This window comes from Micromonospora sp. M61 (assembly GCF_018070245.1).
GTDB lineage: Bacteria > Actinomycetota > Actinomycetes > Mycobacteriales > Micromonosporaceae > Micromonospora > Micromonospora zamorensis.
On the sequence record NZ_JAGPYA010000028.1, the window covers coordinates 70,584 to 91,391 of the forward strand.

Genomic DNA, 20,808 nt, shown 5'->3' on the forward strand with positions numbered 1-20,808 from the left:
GCGGACATGGTCATGAACGGGCAGGGCGCGCCGAGCCGGATCGAGCTGCGCCGCCCCGACGGTGAACCCGTACGGGTGCTGGTGGTCGACGACGAACCCACCCTCACCGACCTGCTGTCGATGGCGCTGCGCTACGAGGGCTGGCAGGTCCGCAGCGCCGGCAACGGCATGGCGGCGTTGAGCGCCGCCCGGCAGTTCCAGCCGGACGCCGTGGTGCTCGACGTGATGCTGCCCGACCTGGACGGCTTCCAGGTGCTGCGCCGGCTGCGCGAGCACGCCCCCACAGTGCCGGTGCTCTTCCTGACCGCCCGCGACGCGGTGGAGGAACGCATCGCCGGGTTGACCGTCGGCGGCGACGACTACGTCACCAAGCCGTTCAGCCTGGAGGAGGTGATCGCCCGGCTGCGCGCGCTGCTGCGCCGCTCCGGCTTCGCGGTCGCCACCCGGGAGGACGCCGTTCTCACCGTCGGCGACCTCAGCCTCGACGAGGACAGCCACGAGGTGCGCCGGGACGGCCAACTGATCACCCTCACCGCGACGGAGTTCGAGCTGCTGCGCTATCTGATGCGCAACCCCCGCCGGGTGCTCAGCAAGGCGCAGATCCTCGACCGGGTGTGGAACTACGACTTCGGTGGCCAGGCCAACGTGGTGGAGCTGTACATCTCGTACCTCCGCAAGAAGATCGACGCCGGCCGGGCACCGATGATCCACACCCTGCGCGGCGCGGGCTATGTCCTCAAACCCGCCGAGTAGACGCCGCCCGCTGCGCGCCGCCCGCCGCTGGCTGGCCGGCCGCTCCCTGCGTACCCGACTGGTGTTTGCCCTTCTCGCGCTGCTGGCGGTGGTCAGCGTCGCCATCGGTGGGCTCACCACAGTGGCGCTGCGGCACTTCCTGATCGAGCGGCTCGACGCCCAACTGGCCCCCGCGACGGTCATGCGGGGTGACCGTCCGGGGCGGCCGGCGTTTCCGGGCACCGGGCCGGCCATCCCGCCCGGCTTGCCGTCCGGCACTGTGGTCGCCGAGGTCACCGACGGCCGGGTGACCAGCGCGCGGACCCTGACCAACAGCCCGTCCAGTGACGACCCGTTCCCCGACGAGCAGTCCGTTCCGGTCGACGAGGTCGCCACCCTGGCCGACGTGCCGGTCGGCACCGAACCACGCACCGTCGACCTCGGCGCCCGCGGCGACTACCGGGCGGTCGGCCGGCAGTACTGGGACGGCAGGGTCCGCGTCGTCGCGATCCCCCTCTCGGGCGTCCAGGAGATCGTCTGGCGGATGGTCACCGCGCAGGCCGCGGTCGCGGCCATCGGGCTGGTCATCGCCGGGGCGGCCGGCGCGCTGATCGTCCGGGCCACGCTGCGCCCGCTCAACCGGGTCGCCGCCACCGCCACCCGGGTCACCGAGCTGCCCCTGGACCGCGGTGAGGTGGCGCTCGCCGTCCGCGTCCCGGCCGCGGACACCGACCCGCGCACCGAGGTCGGTCAAGTCGGCGCGGCGCTGAACCGGATGCTGGGCCACGTCGCCGACGCGCTCTCCGCCCGGCAGGCCAGCGAGACCCGGGTACGCCAGTTCGTCGCCGACGCCAGCCACGAGTTGCGCACACCCCTGGCCGCGATCCGCGGCTACGCCGAGGTGGCCCGGCGTGGCCGCGACGAGGTTCCTCCCGACGTGGCACACGCGTTGCGCCGGGTGGAGTCCGAGAGCACCCGGATGACCAGCCTCGTCGACGACCTGCTGCTGCTGGCCCGCCTCGACACCGGCCGGCCGCTCGCGGTCGACCCGGTCGACCTGACGGCCCTGGTGGTGGACGCGGTCAGCGACGCGCACGTCGCCGGCCCCGAACACCACTGGCAGCTCGGCCTGCCCGAGGTCGCCATCCGGGTTCCCGGTGACGCCGCCCGGCTGCACCAGGTGGTGGCGAACCTGCTGGCCAACGCCCGGGTGCACACCCCACCCGGCAGCACCGTCACCACCACACTGGCCGTCGACGCGGGCAGCGCCGTGCTCACCGTCGCCGACGACGGGCCCGGGATACCGGCGGAGTTGCAACCGGAGATGTTCGAGCGGTTCGCGCGCGGCGACAGCTCCCGGTCCCGGGCGCACGGCAGCACCGGCCTCGGTCTGGCGATCGTGGCGGCCGTCGTGGAGGCCCACCACGGCACTGTCGACGTCGACAGCCGCCCGGGGCGGACCGTGTTCACCGTCCGGTTGCCGAATCCCACAGCTGACGCATAGTCGGCGCACGGCGTCGCGCCAGCCCGGCCGTCGAGGCTGGCCGCATGGACAGAACCGAGACCCTGCCGACGGCACCCGCCGCATCCGAGCCGCCGACGGCCACGCGCCCCGAGGAGCACCAGCCGCCGGCGCGCCGATCCCCGGCCTGGGCCACGCCCGCGCTGGTGGTCCTGCTGCTCGCCACCGGCCTGCTCTACCTGTGGGGCCTGGGCGCCTCCGGCTGGGCCAACTCGTTCTACGCGGCGGCCGTGCAGGCCGGATCGGTGAGCTGGAAGGCGTTCCTCTACGGCTCGTCGGACGCCGCCAACTCCATCACCGTCGACAAGACACCCGCGTCGCTGTGGCTGATGGCGCTGTCCGTGCGGATCTTCGGGCTGAACAGTTGGGCGATGCTCGTCCCACAGGCGCTCTGCGGGGTCGCCTCGGTGGGCGTGCTGTACGCGACGGTGAAGCGCTGGTACGGGCCGGGCGCCGCTCTGATCGCCGGAGCGGTCCTCGCGGTCACCCCCGTGGCGACGCTGATGTTCCGGTTCAACAACCCCGACGCGCTGCTGGTCCTGCTGCTGGTCGCCGGGGCGTACGCCACAGTGCGCGCCCTGGAGACGGCCAGCACCCGGTGGATCGTGATGGTCGGCGTGCTGGTCGGCTTCGGCTTCCTCACCAAGATGCTCCAGGCGTTCCTGGTGGTGCCGGTCTTCGCCGGGGTGTACCTGCTGGCCGCGCCGACCGGGCTGTGGCGCCGGGTCCGGCAACTGCTGCTGGCGGGCCTGGCGGTGCTGGTCTCCGCCGGCTGGTGGGTGGCGCTCGTCGAGCTGGTCCCGGCCAGCGCCCGCCCGTACATCGGCGGGTCGCAGGGCAACAGCGTCCTGGAACTCACCCTCGGCTACAACGGCCTCGGCCGGATCACCGGCGACGAGGTGGGCAGCGTCGGCGGCGGTGGAGCGCGGCCGGGAGGCGGCGGTGGCCCGTTCTCCGGTCAGACCGGCGTGCTGCGGATGTTCGGCGGCGAGATCGGCGGTCAGATCTCCTGGCTGCTACCGGCCGCGCTGATCCTGCTGGTGGCCGGCCTGCTGGTGGCCGGTCGCGCGGCCCGCACCGACCGCACCCGGGCCGGGCTGCTGCTGTGGGGCGGCTGGCTGCTGGTCACCGGCCTGATCTTCAGCTTCATGTCCGGGATCTTCCACGCCTACTACACGGTGGCGCTCGCCCCGGCGATCGGCGCGCTGGTCGGCATCGGCGTGACAGTGCTCTGGCGGCAGCGCCACCCACAGCCCGCACCGGGTGACGACGCGCCAGCCGGCTCGCGCTGGCAGCGGTGGCGTCCCCTCGCGGCCACGGCGACCCTCGCCGGCACCCTCGCGGTCACCGTCTGGTGGGCGTGGGTGCTGCTCGGGCGCAGCCCCGACTGGTACCCGTGGCTGCGCACCACCGTGCTGGTCGCCGGTCTGCTCGGCGCGGCGCTGATCCTGCTGGTCACCCGGCTTCCCCGCCGGTTGGTGCCGGTCGTCCTGGGCCTCGGCGCGGCCGCGGCCCTCGCGGGCCCGGTGGCGTACGCGGTCCAGACCGCGGCGACCCCGCACACCGGGTCGATTCCCAGCGCCGGCCCGTCCGTGGCGGGCGGGTTCGGGCGCGGCGGCTTCCCCGGCGGACGACCACCCGGCGGCATGGGACTGCCGAACGGCGGCCAGTTCCCGGGTGGCGCGCAGAACGGCGGCCAGTTCCCGGGCGGGGGCCGTGACGGCGGTCAGACGCCCACCGCTCCTGGTGGTGGTCGACAGGTACCCGGTGGGCAGGGACGCCCCGGCGGCGGGGGAATGGGCGGGCTGCTCGACACCCGCGAGCCCAGTGCCGCCCTGCGTGAGCTGCTGGAGCGCGACAGCGCCGACTACACCTGGGTCGCGGCCACCGTCGGCTCCAACAACGCCTCCGGCTACCAGCTCGCCACCGGTGACCCGGTGATGCCGATCGGCGGGTTCAACGGCAGTGACCCGTCACCGACCCTCGCGCAGTTCAAGCGCCACGTCGCCGACGGCAAGATCCACTACTTCATCGGTGGTGGCGGCTTCCGGGCCAACGGCGGCAGCTCCGCCTCCCAGGAGATGGCCGCCTGGGTCACGGAGAACTTCACCGCGCAGACCGTAGACGGTGTCACCGTCTACGACCTGAGCACCGGCAGGGACGCGTCGTGACCGCGCTCAGCGGCCCCCGGGCCGCCGTCCAGGCCCGACCCGCCGCCGGTGCGGTGCTGGACGTGGTGATCCCGGTCTACAACGAGGAGACCGACCTCGGGCCGTGCGTACGGCGGCTGCACTCGCACCTGAGCGAGCACTTCCCGTACCCGTTCCGGATCACCATCGCCGACAACGCCAGCGTCGACGACACCCTGACGGTGGCCCACGGCCTCGCCGGCGAGCTGCCCGGTGTCGAGGTGCTGCACCTGGACGCCAAGGGGCGGGGGAGGGCGCTGTCGGCGGCCTGGTCCGCCTCGTCCGCGCCGGTGCTGGCGTACATGGACGTGGACCTGTCCACCGACCTGGCGGCGCTGCTGCCGCTGGTCGCGCCGCTCATCTCCGGGCACTCCGACCTGGCCATCGGCACCCGGCTGGCGCGTACCTCCCGGGTGGTGCGCGGGGCGAAGCGGGAGGTGATCTCCCGGGCCTACAATCTGCTGCTGCGCGGCGCGTTGGCCGCGCGGTTCTCCGACGCGCAGTGCGGGTTCAAGGCGATCCGCGCCGACGTGGCCGTCGAGCTGCTGCCGTTGGTGCGCGACACCGGCTGGTTCTTCGACACCGAGCTGCTGGTGCTCGCCCAGCGGGCCGGGCTGCGCATCCACGAGGTGCCGGTGGACTGGGTCGACGACCCGGACAGCCGGGTCGACATCGTCGCCACGGCCCTGGCCGACCTGCGCGGGATGGGTCGGCTGGGCCGGGCGCTGCTGACCGGCGCGCTGCCGCTCACCGACCTGCGCGCACAACTCGGGCGGGCGCCGCTAACCGCGCGGCCGGAGCAGCTCGACCGAGCGCCGCTGAGGCAGGTGCCGGTCGGGTTGCCACGGCAACTGGTCCGGTTCGCGGCGGTGGGGGTGGCCAGCACCCTCGCGTACCTGGTGCTCTTCGTGGCCACCCGGGGCGCGCTCGGCGCGCAGCCGGCGAACCTGCTGGCGTTGCTGGTGACCGCGGTGGCCAACACGGCCGCGAACCGGCGGTTGACGTTCGGCATCAGCGGTCGGCGGCACGCCGGCCGGCACCACCTGCAGGGGCTGCTCGCCTTCGGCCTGGGCCTCGCGTTGACCAGCGGGTCGCTGGCCGTCCTGCACGCGGCGCACGCCGCTCCCGCCCGGCCCGTCGAGCTGGCCGTGCTGGTGGCCGCGAACCTGGCCGCCACTGTGCTCCGCTTCGTGTTGCTGCGCCTCGGCATGCACCACCGGCGCGCCTGAGGCGCCAGCCGGTCAGTCGCCCAGCACCTCGGCGAGGACCTCGACGACGCGTCGGGTGTGACGCCCGTCGGGGTCCTCGTCGGTGTTCAGGTCTGTGACGCTCATCCCGAGCAGCCGGTCGGCGTGGGCCAGTGGCGTGACCAGCGCGATCAGATCCGCCCAGCGGGGCCCGTCCGGCTCGGGGTAGGTCACCGCCGGCAGGTCCCGCGGGTCCACCACGTCGAGGTCGAGGTGCAGCCAGGCCGGGCCGTCCCCGCCGGTGGCCAGGCCCGCCCCGACCGTGCCCGCGCCCCGCCGCAGCAGTTCGGCGGCGGGTACCTGGTGGATGGCCGGGTCGATCCGGGCCGCCTCGGCGCGGCTGCTGTCGTCGGTGGCCGGGCGGTGCCCGAGCAGGTGGACCTGACCGGGGTCGAGCAGCGGACCGTCGCAGCCGATGGCGGCGACCGGGCCGTGCCCGGTGACGATCGAGAGGTCCATGTCGGCGGCTTCGCCGGTCGGCGACGTCACGCCGTCGAGGAAGTCCGGGTGGGCGTCGACGAACCACAGCTCGGTAGTCGGCGGCAGGGCACGGCAGATGCCGGGCAGGATGGCGCAGTCGCCGCCGAGCACCAGGGGCCGCCGGCCGTCGGCGATCAGCGCCACGACCCTGGCGGTGATGGCCGCGCCGGCCCGGACCAGGCCGGCGGCGCCGATCACCCCGCTCGCCGGGTCGCGGACAGCGTCGCGCAGGCACGCCTCGTCCACCCGGCCACCGTCGTCGGCGGCCAGGGCGTCCAGCAGGCCGGCGTCGCGCAGCGCGGCGGGGGCCCGTTCCTCACCGCGCCCAGCGCCGGACGAGTCCAGCGGCGCGTCCACGACCGTCCAGCGCACGTCCGCAGCGTACCGGCGAGGTCCGGCCTCCCGGCCACATTCTGTGGCGAGGCTGGGAGTACGCCGATGTGCCCGCGACGGCGATGACGACCGGCGTACGGTGAGGGACAAGTCCGGCTTTCTGGGTCAAAAGCCTCACCGGTGTACGCCCGGGACGCCGGTATCGAGACGGCGAGGGCAAGGAGCGATCGGTGAGACATCTGGCCTACCTGGACGCGGGATCCGGCAGCCTGATCGTGCAGGCGGTCGTCGGCGGGGTGGCCGGCGCCGCGGTCGCCGCCAAGCTCTACTGGCGACGGCTGGTCGACCGGTTCCGCCGGCAACCCACCGACCAGCGGTGAGCGGGCCGGTCCCCACGATGGCGATCTCACCCACCGAGGTACGGCCCGAACCGGCCTCCTTCCGCGACCCGGCCAACCGCGTATTCCACGTCGGCGACGAGGTGCTGCGCGGGCTGGACACCCGGGCCGCCGAGCACTGGCGGGCGCTGACCGGCAGCAGGTTCTTCCCGGCGCTCGTCGCCGCGGGCAAGGTCTGCGCCACCGAGGACGCCCCGTCGACACTGGTGCCCGCCACGGCCGGGGCGCCATGGGCCGCAGTGCTGCGCCACGAGCGCATCCCGTTCGTCTCCCACCCGTACGAGTGGTCGTTCAGCATGCTGCGCGACGCCGCGCTGCTGCACGTGGAGATCCTGCGGGCCGCGCTCGGCGAGGGCTTCACCACCAAGGACGGCTCGGCGTACAACCTCCAGTGGCACGGCACCGAGCCCGTCTTCATCGACATCGGCTCCTTCGAACCGGTCCGCGACGGCGAAGCGTGGGCCGGCTACCGGCAGTTCTGCCAGACCATGCTCTACCCGCTGATGCTCACCGCCCACCTGGGCGTCGACTTCCAACCGTGGCTGCGCGCCCGCGTCGACGGCATCGAGGCCGACGAACTGCGCCCGCTCTTCGGCGGGGCCCGCCGGCTGCGCCCCGGCGTGCTGACCCACCTGCACCTGCACGGTGCCATGCAGCAGCGCAACGCCGCCGCCAGCACCAGCGACGTCCGCGACCAACTGCGGGCCGCCGGCTTCTCCCGGGAGTTGCTGCTGGCCACCGTACGCGGCATCGAGAAACTGGTCCGCAAACTGGACCACCGCCCGGCCGGCACCCACTGGTCGGACTACCAGCGCACCTGCGGCTACTCGGCACGCGACCGGGTGGCGAAGGAGCAGTTCGTCGCCGCCTCGGTGGCCGCCGGCGCCCGACCCCGCCTGGTGCTCGACCTCGGCGCCAACGACGGCCGGTACTCCCGGCTGGCGGCCGGGCACGCCGACTACGTGGTCGCCGTCGAGCAGGACCCGGCCGTGGTCGACGAGCTGTACCGCAAGCTGCGCTCCGAGGGGCAGCGCCGGATCCTGCCACTGGTGCTGGACCTCGCCGACCCGTCACCGGGTGGCGGCTGGCGGGGCGTCGAGCGGGCCGGCTTCGCCGAACGGGCGTCCGCCGACGTGGTGCTCGCCCTGGCCGTGGTGCACCACCTGGCGATCGGGCGCAACGTGCCGCTGCCGGAGGTCATCGACTGGCTGGCCGGGCTGACCGCGCCGGGTGGCGCGGTGGTGGTGGAGTTCGTCCACCCGGACGACCCGATGGCAAGCCGGCTGCTGGCCAACAAGCCCGCCGGCCTCTTCCCGGACTACCGGCGCGACACCTTCGAGACGCTGCTGGCCGCCCGGGGTCGGATCACCGAGCGCCTGGAACTGCCCTCGGGCACCCGCACGCTCTACCGGACGGTGATGGGTGGCTGAACCCCCCGCCGCCGACCCGCCAGCGGCCTCCACGCGGTGGTACCAGGGCTGGCGCAGCGAGCTGGGCCGGCTGCTGGAGGTGACGGCGCTGGTCGGCCTGGTGGTCACCCAGCCACTGCTGGACGTGCTCGGTCGCAGCCCCGACTTCTTCCTGTTCCACCGTGCCGACCCGGCCCAGATCCTGCTGCTGGTCGCCCTGGTGGCGGTGCTCCCCACGGTCGCGGTGGCGCTGCTCGGCGCGCTCAGCCGCCTGGCCGGCCGGACCGCCCGCGCCCTCACCCACACTGGGCTGGTCGGCCTGCTGCTCGCCGCCCTCGCCGTGCAGGTGGGCCGACACGTGACGCCGCTTCGGGGCGTACCCCTGCTGCTGGTGGCCGTGCTGGCCGGAGCCGCCGGCGCGGCCGCGCACCGGCGGTGGCGGGCGCCGGGCCGGGTGCTGCGACTGGCCGCCGCCGGGCCGGTGGCCTTCCTGGCGCTCTTCCTGCTCGCCTCGCCCACCTCGGCGGTGGTGCTGCCCCGCAGCGACGGCGGCGCGGCCGGCACCGCGCAGGGCACCGGCGTGCACCCGCCGGTGGTCATGCTGATCCTCGACGAGCTGCCGTTGGTCAGCCTGCTCGGGGCCGACGGGCGGATCGACGCGACCAGGTACCCGCACTTCGCGGAGCTGGCCGGCGGCTCGACCTGGTACCGCAACGCCACCGGCGTCAGCGGGTGGACGCCCAACGCGCTGCCGGCGATGCTCACCGGCCGCTACCCGGCCAAGCCCGTCGCACCGCACTACTCGCAGTACCCGGACAACATCTTCACCGCCTTCGGCGGCCTGTACGACATCCGCGCCGAGGAGAGCATCACCCGCCTCTGCCCGCCCAGCCGCTGCGAACAGCCGGTCACCCCCGAGCAGGGGCTCGGCGTGCTGGTCCGGGAGACCGGCAAGCTGCTCGGCCGGATCGCCGGGCCCACGGAGAGCGCTGTCGACCCGGAGGACTCCTACCGGGAGCAGACCCGCGCCGAGGCCGGCCTGGACACCGCCGAGCCGGTGCCCGCCGACCCGAAGTTCCGCTGGGACAGCCTCGACGACAACCAGCCGGCCCGCTTCACCAGCTTCCTGGCCGGGCTGAAGCCCACACCCCGGCCCACCCTGCACTTCCTGCACCTGCTGATGCCGCACTCACCGTGGGCGTACCTGCCGTCCGGGGCCCGCTACGACGCCCCCGAGGACCTGCCCAACGACGGCGCCGGCTGGGTCGACCTGGCCCGGCAACGGCACCTCGCCCAACTCGGCTACACCGACCGGCTCATCGGCGAGACCCTGCGGACGCTGCGCGCCAGCGGCCTCTACGACCAGGCCCTCGTCGTCGTGACCGCCGACCACGGCGTCAGCTTCCGCCCCGGCGCCCAGGGCCGGGGCATGGACGCGATCAAGGCCGCCGCCGGCGAGGTCGCCTGGGTGCCGATGTTCGTCAAGGAACCCCGGCAGCAGACCGGCCGGGTGGACGACCGCAACTGGGAACACGTCGACCTGCTGCCGACAGTGGCCGACGAGGCCAACATCCGGCTGCCCTGGCGCGTCGACGGCCGCTCCGCCCGGCAGGCCCCGCGCACCGACGGCACGAAACACTTCTACGACCGTCCAGGCGAACCGGTCACCTTCCCCGGCGGCGTGCCCACCCCGCCGCCGCTGCCCACACCGCACCCCCTCGTCGGCACCGAGGTGCGCGCCGGCCCACCCGCCGGCAGCGCCCGGGTCGCCGACCTGGCCGCGTTCACGGCCATGGACCCGGACACCGGCACCCTTCCGGCGCTCGTCTGGGGGGACGTCCCGGACCGGATCCCGAACGGCACCCTGCTCGCGGTGGCCGTCAACGGCCGGATCGGGGCCGTCGTCCCGGTCGCGCCGGCCGACCCCGGCGGACGCCGGTTCGCCGCGCTGCTCACCGACGACAGGCTGTTTCGCGCCGGAACCAACCAGCTCGACGTCTACGAGATCGCGACGGACGGTACGCTGCGACGCCTTGCCCTCTCGTGACCTGCCACCGGGTGTCGTCCACCCCTGTCCCGCCCTCGTCCGGCCGTCGTCCGGCCCGTGTCCCGCCCAACGGGATCCCGGGTTTCCCGGCGGCCCGGTCGGGAATCGGGTGACGCATGCCTCACCGCCGAACCACGGCGGGCGTTGTCCCCCGAACCGCAATTACGGTAGAAGCGAAGGCAATTCAACGTAGATCTGCCGGCGAAGCGAGGAACCACATGACGGAAGTCAAGCTCGATCACCCCGGTGGGCAGCTGTCGATGCCGGTACATCCCGCGGTCGAGGGCCCCGCCGGTATCGGGGTGAGCAAGCTGCTGAAGGAAACCGGGATGACCACGTACGACCCCGGTTTCGTCAACACCGCCGCTGCCTCATCCGCGATCACCTACATCGACGGCGACGCGGGGATCCTGCGTTACCGGGGATACCCGATCGAGCAGCTGGCCGAGAAGTCCTCCTTCCTGGAGGTCTCGTACCTGCTCATCTACGGTGAGCTGCCGAGCGAGCAGCAGCTGACCGAGTTCACCGAGTGGATTCGGCGGCACTCGCTGCTGCACGAGGAGATGCGCCGCTTCTTCGACGGCTTCCCCCGGGACGCCCACCCGATGGCGGTGCTGTCCTCCGCGGTGAGCGCCCTGTCCACCTTCTACCAGGACAGCCTGGACCCGTTCGACTCCGAGCACGTGGAGATCTCGACGGTCCGGCTCATGGCGAAGGTGCCCACCATCGCCTCGTACGCGTACAAGAAGTCCATCGGGCAGCCGCTGCTCTACCCGGACAACTCGCTCGGGTACGTCGACAACCTGCTGCGGATGACGTTCGGCGTGCCGGCGGAGCCGTACGAGGTCGACCCGGTGATGTCGAAGGTGCTGGACATGCTCTTCGTCCTGCACGCCGACCACGAGCAGAACTGCTCCACCTCGACCGTCCGCCTGGTCGGCTCCAGCAACGCCAACCTGTTCGCCTCGGTCTCCGCCGGCGTGAACGCGCTGTTCGGCCCGCTGCACGGCGGCGCCAACCAGGCGGTGCTGGAGATGCTCCAGCAGATCCACGCCGGCGACGACGACGTCCGGTCCTTCGTCCGCAAGGTCAAGGACAAGGAGGACGGCGTCAAGCTGATGGGCTTCGGCCACCGGGTCTACAAGAACTACGACCCGCGGGCGGCGATCGTCAAGAAGGCCGCGCAGGACGTGCTCGGCCGGATGGCCAAGCCCGACCCGCTGCTGGACATCGCCATGGAGCTGGAGGAGATCGCGCTCGCCGACGACTTCTTCGTCTCCCGGCGGCTCTACCCGAACGTGGACTTCTACACCGGCCTGATCTACAAGGCCATGGGCTTCCCGACCAAGATGTTCACGGTGCTCTTCGCGCTCGGCCGGCTCCCCGGCTGGATCGCCCAGTGGCGCGAGATGATCAGCGACCCGGAGACGAAGATCGGCCGTCCGCGGCAGGTCTACGTCGGCTCCGCCGAGCGGGACTACGTCCCCTTCGCCGACCGCTGACGTCCGTCTTCCCCGCTTTCCGCAACACCGGCAGGCCGTCGACCGATCCAGGTCGACGGCCTTCCGCATTCCCGCGCGCGGCGTGGCGGCTTAGCGCAGGCCCGCTGCGGCGAGCAGGTTGCCTTCGGGGAGCGCCGGGAGGGCGCGGCCCTGGGACATGCGCTGCTCGGCGCGTTCGGCGGTGAAGGTGGCGTCCGAGGTGATGGCGGCGGCGTAGCTGGCGGCGGTGCGCTGGGCGATGGCCGACCAGCCGTACTGGTCGTGGACCATCCGGCGGGCGCGACGGGCCATGACGCGGGCGCGGTCGGAGTCGGACAGCAGGGCGTCCACGGCGTCGGTGAGACCGTCCGGGTCGTGCGGGCGGAAGGTCATGCCGGTGACGCCCGGCTCGACGATCTCGGCGAGGCCACCGGTGGCGGCGACCGCGAGTGGCGCGCCGGCTGCGGCGCCTTCCAGGGCCACCATGCCGAACGGCTCGTAGATGCTCGGCACGGCGAAGCAGTCGGACGCGGCCATCAGCGCCGGCAGGTCGGTGCCGCCGAGGAAGCCCGGCATGCTGACCATGCCGCCGAGGCCGCGGCGGTGCACCTCGGCCTCCAGTTCGGCGCGGTACGGGCCGTCGCCGGCGATGACGGCACGCAGCCCGGGGTGCCGTTCGCGCAGCCGGGGCAGTCCGGCGATGAGGTGCTGCACACCCTTCTCGTACACGAGGCGGCCGGCGAAGGTGACCAGCGGGCCGTCTCCGGCGAAGCGGGCGCGGGCGGCGGCCACGGCTCGCGCGGGCACCCGCCAGCGGTGCGGCTCGACGCCGTTGGCGACCACGTCGACCCGGCCGGCCGGTACGCCGAAGAGCGCGTTCACCTCGTCGCGCATGTAGCCGGAGCAGACGATCAGCCGGTTGGACTCACTGGTGAGCCACTGCTCGACGCCGTGGATGGTGCGGTTCATCTCTTCCGGTAGCCAGCCCTGGTGTCGGCCGGCCTCGGTGGCGTGGATGGTGCTGACCAGCGGGATGTCCAGGTGGTCGCGCAACGTCATCGCGGTGTGCGCGACGAGCCAGTCGTGGGCGTGGATGACGTCGTACGAGCCGGCCTGGGTGGCGCGCAGGGCGGTGCGGGTGAGGGTGTGGTTGAAGGCCATGGTCCAGGCCAGCAGGGAGCCGGTGGCGAGGGGGAAGGTCACCGGGTCCTCGGGGGCGCGCAGGATGCGCACGCCGTCGGCGTACTCCTCCAGGGGTGCGCCTTCGCTGTGGCGGGTGACGACGGTGACCTCGTGGCCGGCGGCGGCCAACGCGACCGACAACGCGTGCACGTGTCGGCCGAGGCCGCCGACGAGCACCGGCGGGTACTCCCAGGACAGCATGAGGATGCGACGGGTCTGCGGGGGCACCCCGGGGCCGGACTGCGTCGGCACGGGCGTGCCGGGCTGCGCGGAGAGGCCGGGCTGCGCCGGAAGCTGGAGCCGGGAGGTCACTGTGGGCCGGTGGGCCCGGTCCTTGGTGGCAGCGAGCTGCTCGTCGACCCGCAGGGTCGTCACATCAATCTCCGTCCATGCATGGTGGTACGCGCCGGCGTCAGTGGCGGCGGAGCAAGAGGTGTAAGGGGTGGCCGAGGGCCTGGCGGGGCGCGCGCGGACGCTTGCCCCCGGTCAAGGAAAGTGCATCGGGCCCAAGAACGCACCTTGAATTGGGTCATCGTGACGGAGGACACCTGGGGGTGTAGCACGCATCAGACAGGTCGTTTCCGGGCAGCGCCTGGAAGGATGGATTGGCGCGCCCGGGCCGGGGGCACTACCTGCGTGCGCGCGGGCGATCTCGGCCGGTGCGCACATAACCATGGTCTAAGGAGCGACATGCAGGTCTGGCCGGGCGAGAGGTATCCCCTGGGCGCCACCTACGACGGGATGGGCACCAACTTCGCCATCTTCTCCGAGGTGGCCGAGCGGATCGAGCTGTGCCTCTTCGACGAGTGGGACACCGGCGCGGAGCGCCGCGTCGAGCTGCGCGAGGTGGACGCCTACGTGTGGCACGCGTACCTGCCGGGCATCGAGCCGGGCCAGCGCTACGGCTACCGGGTGCACGGCCCGTACGACCCGGCGAACGGGCTGCGCTGCAACCCGCACAAGCTGCTGCTCGACCCGTACGCCAAGGCCATTGACGGTGACATCCAGTGGGACCCGGCGGTCTACGACTACGACATGTCGGAGCCGGAGCGGATGAACGAGGCCGACTCGGCGCCGTTCATGCCGAAGTCGGTGGTGGTCAACCCGTACTTCGACTGGGGCAACGACAAGCCGCCGCGCATCCCTTACCACCACTCGGTGATCTACGAGGCGCACGTACGCGGGCTGACCATGCGGCACCCGGACATCCCGGAGGAGCTGCGTGGCACGTACGCGGGCATCGCGTCCCCGCCGATGATCGACTATCTGACCCGGCTCGGGATCACGGCGATCGAGTTGATGCCGGTGCACGAGTTCGTGCACGACCACCGTCTCGTGGACCTGGGGCTGCGCAACTACTGGGGTTACAACACCATCGGCTTCTTCGCCCCGCACCACGGCTACTCCGCGCTGGGCCGCCTCGGTCAGCAGGTGCAGGAGTTCCGGGGGATGGTCAAGGCGTTGCACGCGGCCGGCATCGAGGTCATCCTCGACGTGGTCTACAACCACACCGCCGAGGGCAACCACCTCGGGCCGACGTTGAGCTTCAAGGGTGTGGACGCCCCCAGCTACTACCGGCTCAGCGAGGAGGACCGCCGCTACTTCGTCGACTACACGGGCACCGGCAACAGCCTCAACGTGCGCAGCCCCCACTCACTGCAACTGATCATGGATTCGCTGCGGTACTGGGTGACCGAGATGCACGTCGACGGCTTCCGCTTCGACCTGGCCGCCACCCTGGCCCGCGAGTTCTACGAGGTGGATCGGCTGTCCACCTTCTTCGAGGTGGTGCAGCAGGACCCGGTGGTCAGCCAGGTGAAGCTGATCGCCGAACCGTGGGACGTCGGCCCGGGCGGCTACCAGGTGGGCAACTTCCCGCCGTTGTGGACGGAGTGGAACGGAAAATACCGCGACACGGTCCGCGACTTCTGGCGCGGCGAGCCGGCCACCCTCGCCGAGTTCGCGTCGCGGATCTCCGGTTCCGCCGACCTCTACCAGGACGACGGGCGCCGCCCGTTCCACAGCATCAACTTCGTCACCGTCCACGACGGGTTCACGCTGAACGACCTGGTGTCGTACAACGACAAGCACAATGAGGCCAACGGCGAGGAGAACCGGGACGGCGAGAGCCACAACCGTTCCTGGAACTGCGGGGTCGAGGGCGACACCGACGACGAGGCGGTGCTCGCGCTGCGGGCCAAGCAGCGGCGCAACTTCCTGGCCACGCTGATGCTGTCGCAGGGCGTGCCGATGATCGGCCACGGCGACGAGCTGGGTCGCACCCAGCACGGCAACAACAACGTCTACTGCCAGGACAGCGAGCTGGCCTGGGTCGACTGGGACAACGTCGACGAGCAGCTGTTGGAGTTCGTCCAGACGTTGACCGCGTTCCGCAAACGGCACCAGGTGTTCCGCCGCCGCCGGTTCTTCACCGGCCTGCCGGTGGGTGGGCGTGGCAGCGACGAGCCGCTGCCCGACCTGGCCTGGCACACCCCCGACGGGCGGGAGATGACCGGCGACGACTGGGGCAACGACTTCGGCCGCTCGGTGGCGCTGTTCGTCAACGGTGAGGGCATCCGGGAACGCGGCCAGTACGGCCAGAAACACCACGACGCCTCGTTCCTGCTCTGCTTCAACGCCCACGACGCGCCGCTGGACTTCACCATGCCCGGCAGCGAGTACGGCCAGAAGTGGGAACGGGTGATCAGCACGGCCGAACCCGAGCCGGGCGACGCCACGGTGATCAGCGCGGGCGGCACCATCCGGGTGCCGGACCGGTCCCTCGTCGTGCTGGAGAGGACGATCTGACATGCCGGCCACCCCTCCGAAGGCCACCTACCGCGTCCAGGTCCGCCCCGGCTTCGACCTGGACGCCACCGCCGCAATGGTCGACTACCTCGATGATCTCGGCGTCAGCCACCTCTACAGCGCCCCGCTGCTCGCCGCCACCCCCGGCTCTCAGCACGGCTACGACGTGGTCGACCACCGGGAGGTCAACCCGGAGGTCGGCGGTGAGGCCGGTCGGCAGCGGCTGCTGCGCGCGCTGCGCGACAAGCAACTCGGGCTGGTCGTCGACATCGTGCCCAACCACGCCGGGGTCGCCGTCCCCGCGGCCAACCCCGCCTGGTGGGACGTGCTGCGCCGGGGGCGCGACTCGGCGTACGCCGACTGGTTCGACATCGACTGGGACCGGGGCCGGCTGCTGCTGCCGGTGCTGGCCGACGACGCGGCCGCCCTGGACGACCTCAAGGTGGTCGACAACGAGCTGCGCTACCACGAGCACCGCTTCCCGATCGCCGACGGCACCGGCGACGGCAGCGCCACGGAGGTGCACGACCGGCAGCACTACGAGCTGGTCTCCTGGCGTCGGGGCGACGCCGAGCTGACGTACCGCCGATTCTTCGCCATCGCGGGCCTGGCCGGTCTGCGCGTGGAGGACCCGGCGGTGTTCGCCGCCACCCACGAGCTCATCCTGCGCTGGGCCGCCGCCGGGGAGGTCGACGGCATCCGCGTCGACCACCCGGACGGCCTGCGCGACCCGGCCGGCTACCTGGCCCGGTTGCGGGCCGCCGCGCCGCAGGCCTGGCTCGTGGTGGAGAAGATCCTGGAGTACGGCGAGGAGCTGCCGGACTGGCCGGTGGACGGCACGACCGGCTACGACGCCCTGGCAGCGGTCGGCGGGCTCTTCATCGACACCGACGCCGAGGGTGACTTCACCGCCCTGGACACCCGCCTGACTGGGCAGCACACCTCCTGGGAGGACCTGACCCACGCCACCAAGCTGGCCGCCGCCACCCGGCTGCTCGCCGCCGAGCTGACCCGGCTGGCCGCCCTCGCCCCCGAGGTGCCCACCGAGCAGGCCCGTGCGGCGCTCGCCGAGCTGGCCGCCGCGTTCCCGGTCTACCGCGGTTACCCGCCGCACGGCGCCCGGCACCTCGCCGCCGCCCGCTCCGAGGCCGGCCGCCGCCGCCCCGACCTGGCCGCCGCCCTGGACGCGGTCACCCGCCGGCTGCGCGACCCCGCCGACGAGCTGGGCCAACGGTTCCCGCAGCTCACCGGCGCGGTGATGGCCAAGGGCGTGGAGGACACCGCGTTCTACCGGTGGAGCCGGTTCGTGGCGCTCAACGAGGTCGGCGACAGCCCCGCCTACTTCGGGGTGTCGCCGGCGGAGTTCCACCGCTTCGCCGGCGCCCGCCAGGTGCGCTGGCCCGCCAGCATGACCACCCTCTCCACCCACGACACCAAACGCGGCGAGGACGTCCGCGCCCGCCTCGCCGTGCTCAGCGAGCTGCCGGGCCGCTGGGCCGAGCAGGTCAAGGCCTGGATGGAGTACGCCCCGCTGCCCGACCCGTCGTTCGCCCACCTGCTGTGGCAGACCGCCGTCGGCGCTTGGCCGATCGAGCGGGAGCGACTGCACGCGTACGTCGAGAAGGCCGCCCGGGAGGCCGGGGCCTCGACCAGTTGGGCGGACCCCGACGCGGCCTTCGAGCAGGCCCTGCACGCCGTGGTCGACCTGATGTACGACGACCCGAGCCTGCACGACGAGCTGACCGAACTCGCCGCGGCGATCACCCCGGCCGGCTGGTGCAACTCCCTCGGGCAGAAGCTCGTGCAACTCACCATGCCCGGTGTGCCGGACACCTACCAGGGCACCGAGCTGTGGGACAACTCCCTCGTCGACCCGGACAACCGCCGCCCGGTCGACTTCGACGTACGCCGAGAGTTGCTGGCACGGATCGACGGCGGCTGGCGTCCCCCGATCGACACCGACGGCGCAGCGAAGCTGCTCGTGGTGTCGCGGACCCTGCGGTTGCGGCGGTCGCACCCGGAGCTGTTCACCGGCTACCGGCCGGTGCCGGCGCACGGGCCGGTGGGCCGGCACGCGGTGGCGTTCGACCGGGGTGGCGTGATCGCCGTGGCGACCCGCCTGCCGCTGGGCCTGGCCCGCGCTGGCGGCTGGTGTGACACGGCCCTGTCGCTTCCCGTTAACGAGGTTAAGGACCTGTTCACTGGCCGGGTCTACAGTGGCGGGGAGACGCCCCTGGACGACCTCCTGGCCGATTATCCCGTCGCACTGCTGGCTCCTCCCACCGCTTCCGTGGAGGCTGCTTCATGACCGAATTCTCCGTGTGGGCCCCGGACGCCACCCGCGTCCGGCTGCGCCTGGCCGGCGACGCCGACCACGAGATGCGCGCCGCCGCCGACGGGTGGTGGCGGGTCGACGTCCCGGACGCCGGCCTCGACTACTCCTTTCTGCTGAACGACGACGAAACGCCGCTGCCCGACCCCCGGTCCCCGTGGCAGCCTGCGGGGGTGCACGGGCCGAGCCGACGCTACGACCACGCGGCCTTCGCGTGGTCCGACAGCTCGTGGACCGGCCGGCAACTGCCCGGCAGCATCCTCTACGAGCTGCACATCGGCACCTTCACCCCGGAGGGCACCTTCGACGCGGCCATCGACCGCCTCGACCACCTGGTGTCGCTGGGTGTCGACCTGATCGAGCTGCTCCCGGTCAACGCCTTCAACGGCGAACACAACTGGGGGTACGACGGCGTCTGCTGGTATGCCCCGCACGAGCCCTACGGCGGCCCCGACGGCCTGAAACGGTTCGTCGACGCCGCTCACGCTCGCGGGTTGGGGGTGATCCTCGACGTCGTCTACAACCATTTCGGGCCCTCCGGGGCCTACGCGCCACAGTTCGGGCCCTACCTCGCCGAGCAGAGCAACAGTTGGGGCCGCTCGGTCAACCTGGACGGCCCGCACTCCGACGAGGTACGCCGCTACATCATCGACAGCGTGCTCATGTGGCTGCGCGACTACCACGTCGACGGGCTGCGGTTGGATGCCGTACACGCGCTGCCGGACACCCGGGCCGTTCCTCTGCTCGAAGAGCTGGCTATCGAGGTCGAGGCTCTGTCGACGCACCTGGGCCGGCCGCTGTCGCTCATTGCCGAGTCCGACCTCAACGACCCGCGGCTCATCACCCCTCGCGAGGCGGGCGGGTTCGGGCTGCACGCGCAGTGGAACGACGACGCCCACCACGCGCTGCACACGTTGCTGACGGGGGAGCGGCAGGGCTATTACGGCGACTTCGGGTCCCTGGAGACGCTGTCGGACGTGCTGACGGGTGGGTTCTTCCACGCGGGGACCTGGTCCAGCTTCCGTAACCGGCACCATGGGCGGCCTGTTGATCCTCGCGTGCCTGGGCACCGGTTCGTGGCGTACCTGCAGAACCATGACCAGATCGGGAACCGGGCTACCGGGGATCGGATCTCGGCCTCGCTGTCACCGTCGCTGCTCCGCGTTGGGGCCACGTTGCTGTTGACCGCGCCGTTCACTCCCATGTTGTTCATGGGGGAGGAGTGGGCGGCTTCAACGCCGTGGCAGTTCTTCACGTCGCATCCCGAGCCGGAGCTAGCTTCTGCGGTGCGGACCGGGCGGCGGCGGGAGTTCGCCTCGCACGGGTGGCCGGAGGGGGACGTGCCTGATCCGCAGGACCCGCAGACGTTCGTACGGTCGCGGTTGGACTGGGCCGAGCTGGACAAGACTGAGCATCGGGAGATGTTGGCTTTTTACCAGCGGTTGATTGGGCTGCGTCGGTCGCTGCCGGACCTGTCGGATCCTCGGTTGAACGCGGTTTCTGTGCAGCACGGGGATCAGTTCCTGCTGATGCGGCGGGGGGACACGCTGGTGGTGGCGAACCTGGCTGGGCGGGGGCAGGGGGTGTCGCTGCCTGGGGTGGCGCGGCGGGTGCTGCTGGCTACGGGGGAGGGCGTCACCGTGATGCGGGACCGGATTGAGCTGCCTGCGGAGACTGCGGCGATCGTGGCGCTCTGACAGGCTGCTCAATTCGGATCAATCTGCGGTCGTGGCCCGAGGAGCTGCTCCTAGCATGCTCACGGAATTGCCTGCATAGCCGTGCGAAATCGATCATAAGAGTGATCTGGCCGTTGTCGGCGGCGATCGACTCACATCTATTTACTATGGCTGGGTCCACTTCGGATCTGCTTGCCGAGCCGTCAGAACAACAGTTTCGCCGGTGATAGCGCCTCGGCCAGACGTGGCACAACATCACGAGCGGCGAGATTGTGGTGTGCCCGACTCAGTTCTTGCATCAGCCTCCGCAGATCGAGCTGGATCGTCGCGGAGTTGGCACGCGCTAGGGTTTCCAGAACCTGATCGACCTCGTGGCACGCACGCTCTGTCTCTCCGGCTGCGGCGAGGGCAAGCGAATACCGGGCGGTGTAGCGTGCTCTCGCTCGGTGGGCATGTGCAGGGATTTGCGGCAGGGCGAATTCGAATAACTCGGCAGATTCCCGTGGGCGTCCGAGATCGTGCAAACACCAGGCAGTGACTAACGTAACGGGATCGCTCAGGGTGGATGTTCCGATAATAGGGCCCTCCTCGATGTGCGGCCGACTAAGAAAATCACGCGCGCGGTCAAGTGCGCGAGAGCATTCCTCGTAGTTTCCAGCGAGCGCGTGACCTTGGGCTTCCCGTTGTGCTGCCAGCCCGCGGACCCTCGGATTTTGCGTCTGTTCTTGCGCGAGCCTCGCCAGTTCGATGGTATTGCTTGCGTCATGGCGGTACATCATAATCAAAGCTTGGCGGACAAGTGCGTATGCGGCGAGGTCGTGGAATTCGGCCGCTTCCGCTAGATCACAGGCATGGTCTGTCCACCACATTGCGGCATCATCATCTCCCGCTTCCTGAGCCATCCAGCCGGTGTACTCGGCAAAACGCGCAGCCAATATCAACAGGCGACTTCGCTCGTCAGGTCGCGCCTGT

The 20,808-nt window shown here is 71.8% G+C and carries 13 protein-coding genes and 1 pseudogene; 11 read left to right on the top strand and 3 right to left on the bottom strand.

Features of this window, described 5'->3' with window-relative positions; all coding sequences use genetic code 11:
• The first annotated feature begins 12 nt into the window (after positions 1-12).
• From KBX34_RS17980 to KBX34_RS17995, 4 genes are read left to right on the top strand one after another with little or no spacing between them, the layout of a single operon-like run.
• Positions 13-753 carry a response regulator transcription factor gene (locus KBX34_RS17980; RefSeq protein WP_370453086.1) on the top strand — a complete coding sequence of 247 codons (741 nt, stop codon included), beginning with the start codon at positions 13-15 and terminating at the stop codon, positions 751-753.
• Positions 731-2,236, top strand: coding sequence for a cell wall metabolism sensor histidine kinase WalK (locus KBX34_RS17985; protein ID WP_210925936.1), 1,506 nt, complete (start codon positions 731-733; stop codon positions 2,234-2,236). The genes KBX34_RS17980 and KBX34_RS17985 overlap by 23 nt, the downstream gene beginning before the upstream one ends.
• A 44-nt stretch (positions 2,237-2,280) precedes the next feature.
• The gene (locus KBX34_RS17990; protein WP_210925937.1) at positions 2,281-4,425 is read left to right on the top strand and encodes a glycosyltransferase family 39 protein; all 2,145 of its coding nucleotides are present in this window, start codon (positions 2,281-2,283) and stop codon (positions 4,423-4,425) included.
• Positions 4,422-5,672 (top strand): glycosyltransferase, encoded by a 1,251-nt coding sequence (locus KBX34_RS17995; protein WP_210925939.1) that lies wholly within the window; start codon positions 4,422-4,424, stop codon positions 5,670-5,672. Before KBX34_RS17990 ends, KBX34_RS17995 begins: the two co-directional genes overlap by 4 nt.
• A 12-nt stretch (positions 5,673-5,684) precedes the next feature.
• Here the strand turns inward: KBX34_RS17995 and KBX34_RS18000 are convergent, their stop codons facing one another.
• Entirely contained in the window at positions 5,685-6,542 is an 858-nt protein-coding gene (locus tag KBX34_RS18000) for an arginase family protein (protein ID WP_210925941.1), read from the bottom strand.
• Between the two features lie 191 nt (positions 6,543-6,733).
• On the opposite strand from KBX34_RS18000, the gene KBX34_RS18005 reads away from it, so the two are divergent.
• From KBX34_RS18005 to KBX34_RS18020, 4 genes are all read left to right on the top strand, one after another.
• Positions 6,734-6,883 carry a hypothetical protein gene (locus KBX34_RS18005; RefSeq protein ID WP_179778832.1) on the top strand — a complete coding sequence of 50 codons (150 nt, stop codon included), beginning with the start codon at positions 6,734-6,736 and terminating at the stop codon, positions 6,881-6,883.
• A gap of 17 nt (positions 6,884-6,900) precedes the next feature.
• Positions 6,901-8,331 (top strand): bifunctional 2-polyprenyl-6-hydroxyphenol methylase/3-demethylubiquinol 3-O-methyltransferase UbiG, encoded by a 1,431-nt coding sequence (locus KBX34_RS18010; protein ID WP_210925957.1) that lies wholly within the window; start codon positions 6,901-6,903, stop codon positions 8,329-8,331.
• Complete coding sequence (locus KBX34_RS18015) at positions 8,324-10,357, top strand: sulfatase-like hydrolase/transferase (RefSeq protein WP_210925943.1); 2,034 nt, start codon at positions 8,324-8,326, stop codon at positions 10,355-10,357. Before KBX34_RS18010 ends, KBX34_RS18015 begins: the two co-directional genes overlap by 8 nt.
• Positions 10,358-10,575: 218 nt before the next feature.
• Entirely contained in the window at positions 10,576-11,859 is a 1,284-nt protein-coding gene (locus tag KBX34_RS18020) for a citrate synthase (protein WP_088947970.1), read from the top strand.
• Positions 11,860-11,949: 90 nt separating this feature from the next.
• On the opposite strand, the gene KBX34_RS18025 is transcribed toward KBX34_RS18020, so the two are convergent.
• Positions 11,950-13,395, bottom strand: a complete 1,446-nt coding sequence (locus KBX34_RS18025; RefSeq protein WP_210925945.1) for a glycosyltransferase family 4 protein — start codon at positions 13,393-13,395, stop codon at positions 11,950-11,952.
• A gap of 315 nt (positions 13,396-13,710) precedes the next feature.
• On the opposite strand from KBX34_RS18025, the gene glgX reads away from it, so the two are divergent.
• Genes glgX through treZ form a run of 3 tightly spaced genes read left to right on the top strand, consistent with a single transcriptional unit; the run spans position 13,711 to position 19,857 of the window.
• Positions 13,711-15,828, top strand: coding sequence for a glycogen debranching protein GlgX (gene glgX, locus KBX34_RS18030; RefSeq protein WP_210925946.1), 2,118 nt, complete (start codon positions 13,711-13,713; stop codon positions 15,826-15,828).
• A gap of 1 nt (position 15,829) precedes the next feature.
• Positions 15,830-18,136, top strand: a complete 2,307-nt coding sequence (gene treY, locus KBX34_RS18035) for a malto-oligosyltrehalose synthase (protein WP_210925948.1) — start codon at positions 15,830-15,832, stop codon at positions 18,134-18,136.
• Positions 18,133-19,857 (top strand): malto-oligosyltrehalose trehalohydrolase, encoded by a 1,725-nt coding sequence (treZ, locus tag KBX34_RS18040; RefSeq protein WP_210925950.1) that lies wholly within the window; start codon positions 18,133-18,135, stop codon positions 19,855-19,857. The genes treY and treZ overlap by 4 nt, the downstream gene beginning before the upstream one ends.
• A gap of 182 nt (positions 19,858-20,039) precedes the next feature.
• Here treZ and KBX34_RS18045 read toward each other — a convergent pair.
• Positions 20,040-20,808, bottom strand: a pseudogene (locus KBX34_RS18045) (hypothetical protein); the annotation flags it as partial.

What these genes read in the sequence shown, in the direction of transcription:
- KBX34_RS17980 (WP_370453086.1), top strand. Translation starts at nt 13, where the DNA reads ATGAACGGGCAGGGCGCGCCGAGCCGGATCGAGCTGCGCCGCCCCGAC.
- KBX34_RS17985 (WP_210925936.1), top strand. Translation starts at nt 731, where the DNA reads ATGTCCTCAAACCCGCCGAGTAGACGCCGCCCGCTGCGCGCCGCCCGC.
- KBX34_RS17990 (WP_210925937.1), top strand. Translation starts at nt 2,281, where the DNA reads ATGGACAGAACCGAGACCCTGCCGACGGCACCCGCCGCATCCGAGCCG.
- KBX34_RS18010 (WP_210925957.1), top strand. Translation starts at nt 6,901, where the DNA reads ATGGCGATCTCACCCACCGAGGTACGGCCCGAACCGGCCTCCTTCCGC.
- KBX34_RS18020 (WP_088947970.1), top strand. Translation starts at nt 10,576, where the DNA reads ATGACGGAAGTCAAGCTCGATCACCCCGGTGGGCAGCTGTCGATGCCG.
- glgX (WP_210925946.1), top strand. Translation starts at nt 13,711, where the DNA reads ATGCAGGTCTGGCCGGGCGAGAGGTATCCCCTGGGCGCCACCTACGAC.
- treY (WP_210925948.1), top strand. Translation starts at nt 15,830, where the DNA reads ATGCCGGCCACCCCTCCGAAGGCCACCTACCGCGTCCAGGTCCGCCCC.
- treZ (WP_210925950.1), top strand. Translation starts at nt 18,133, where the DNA reads ATGACCGAATTCTCCGTGTGGGCCCCGGACGCCACCCGCGTCCGGCTG.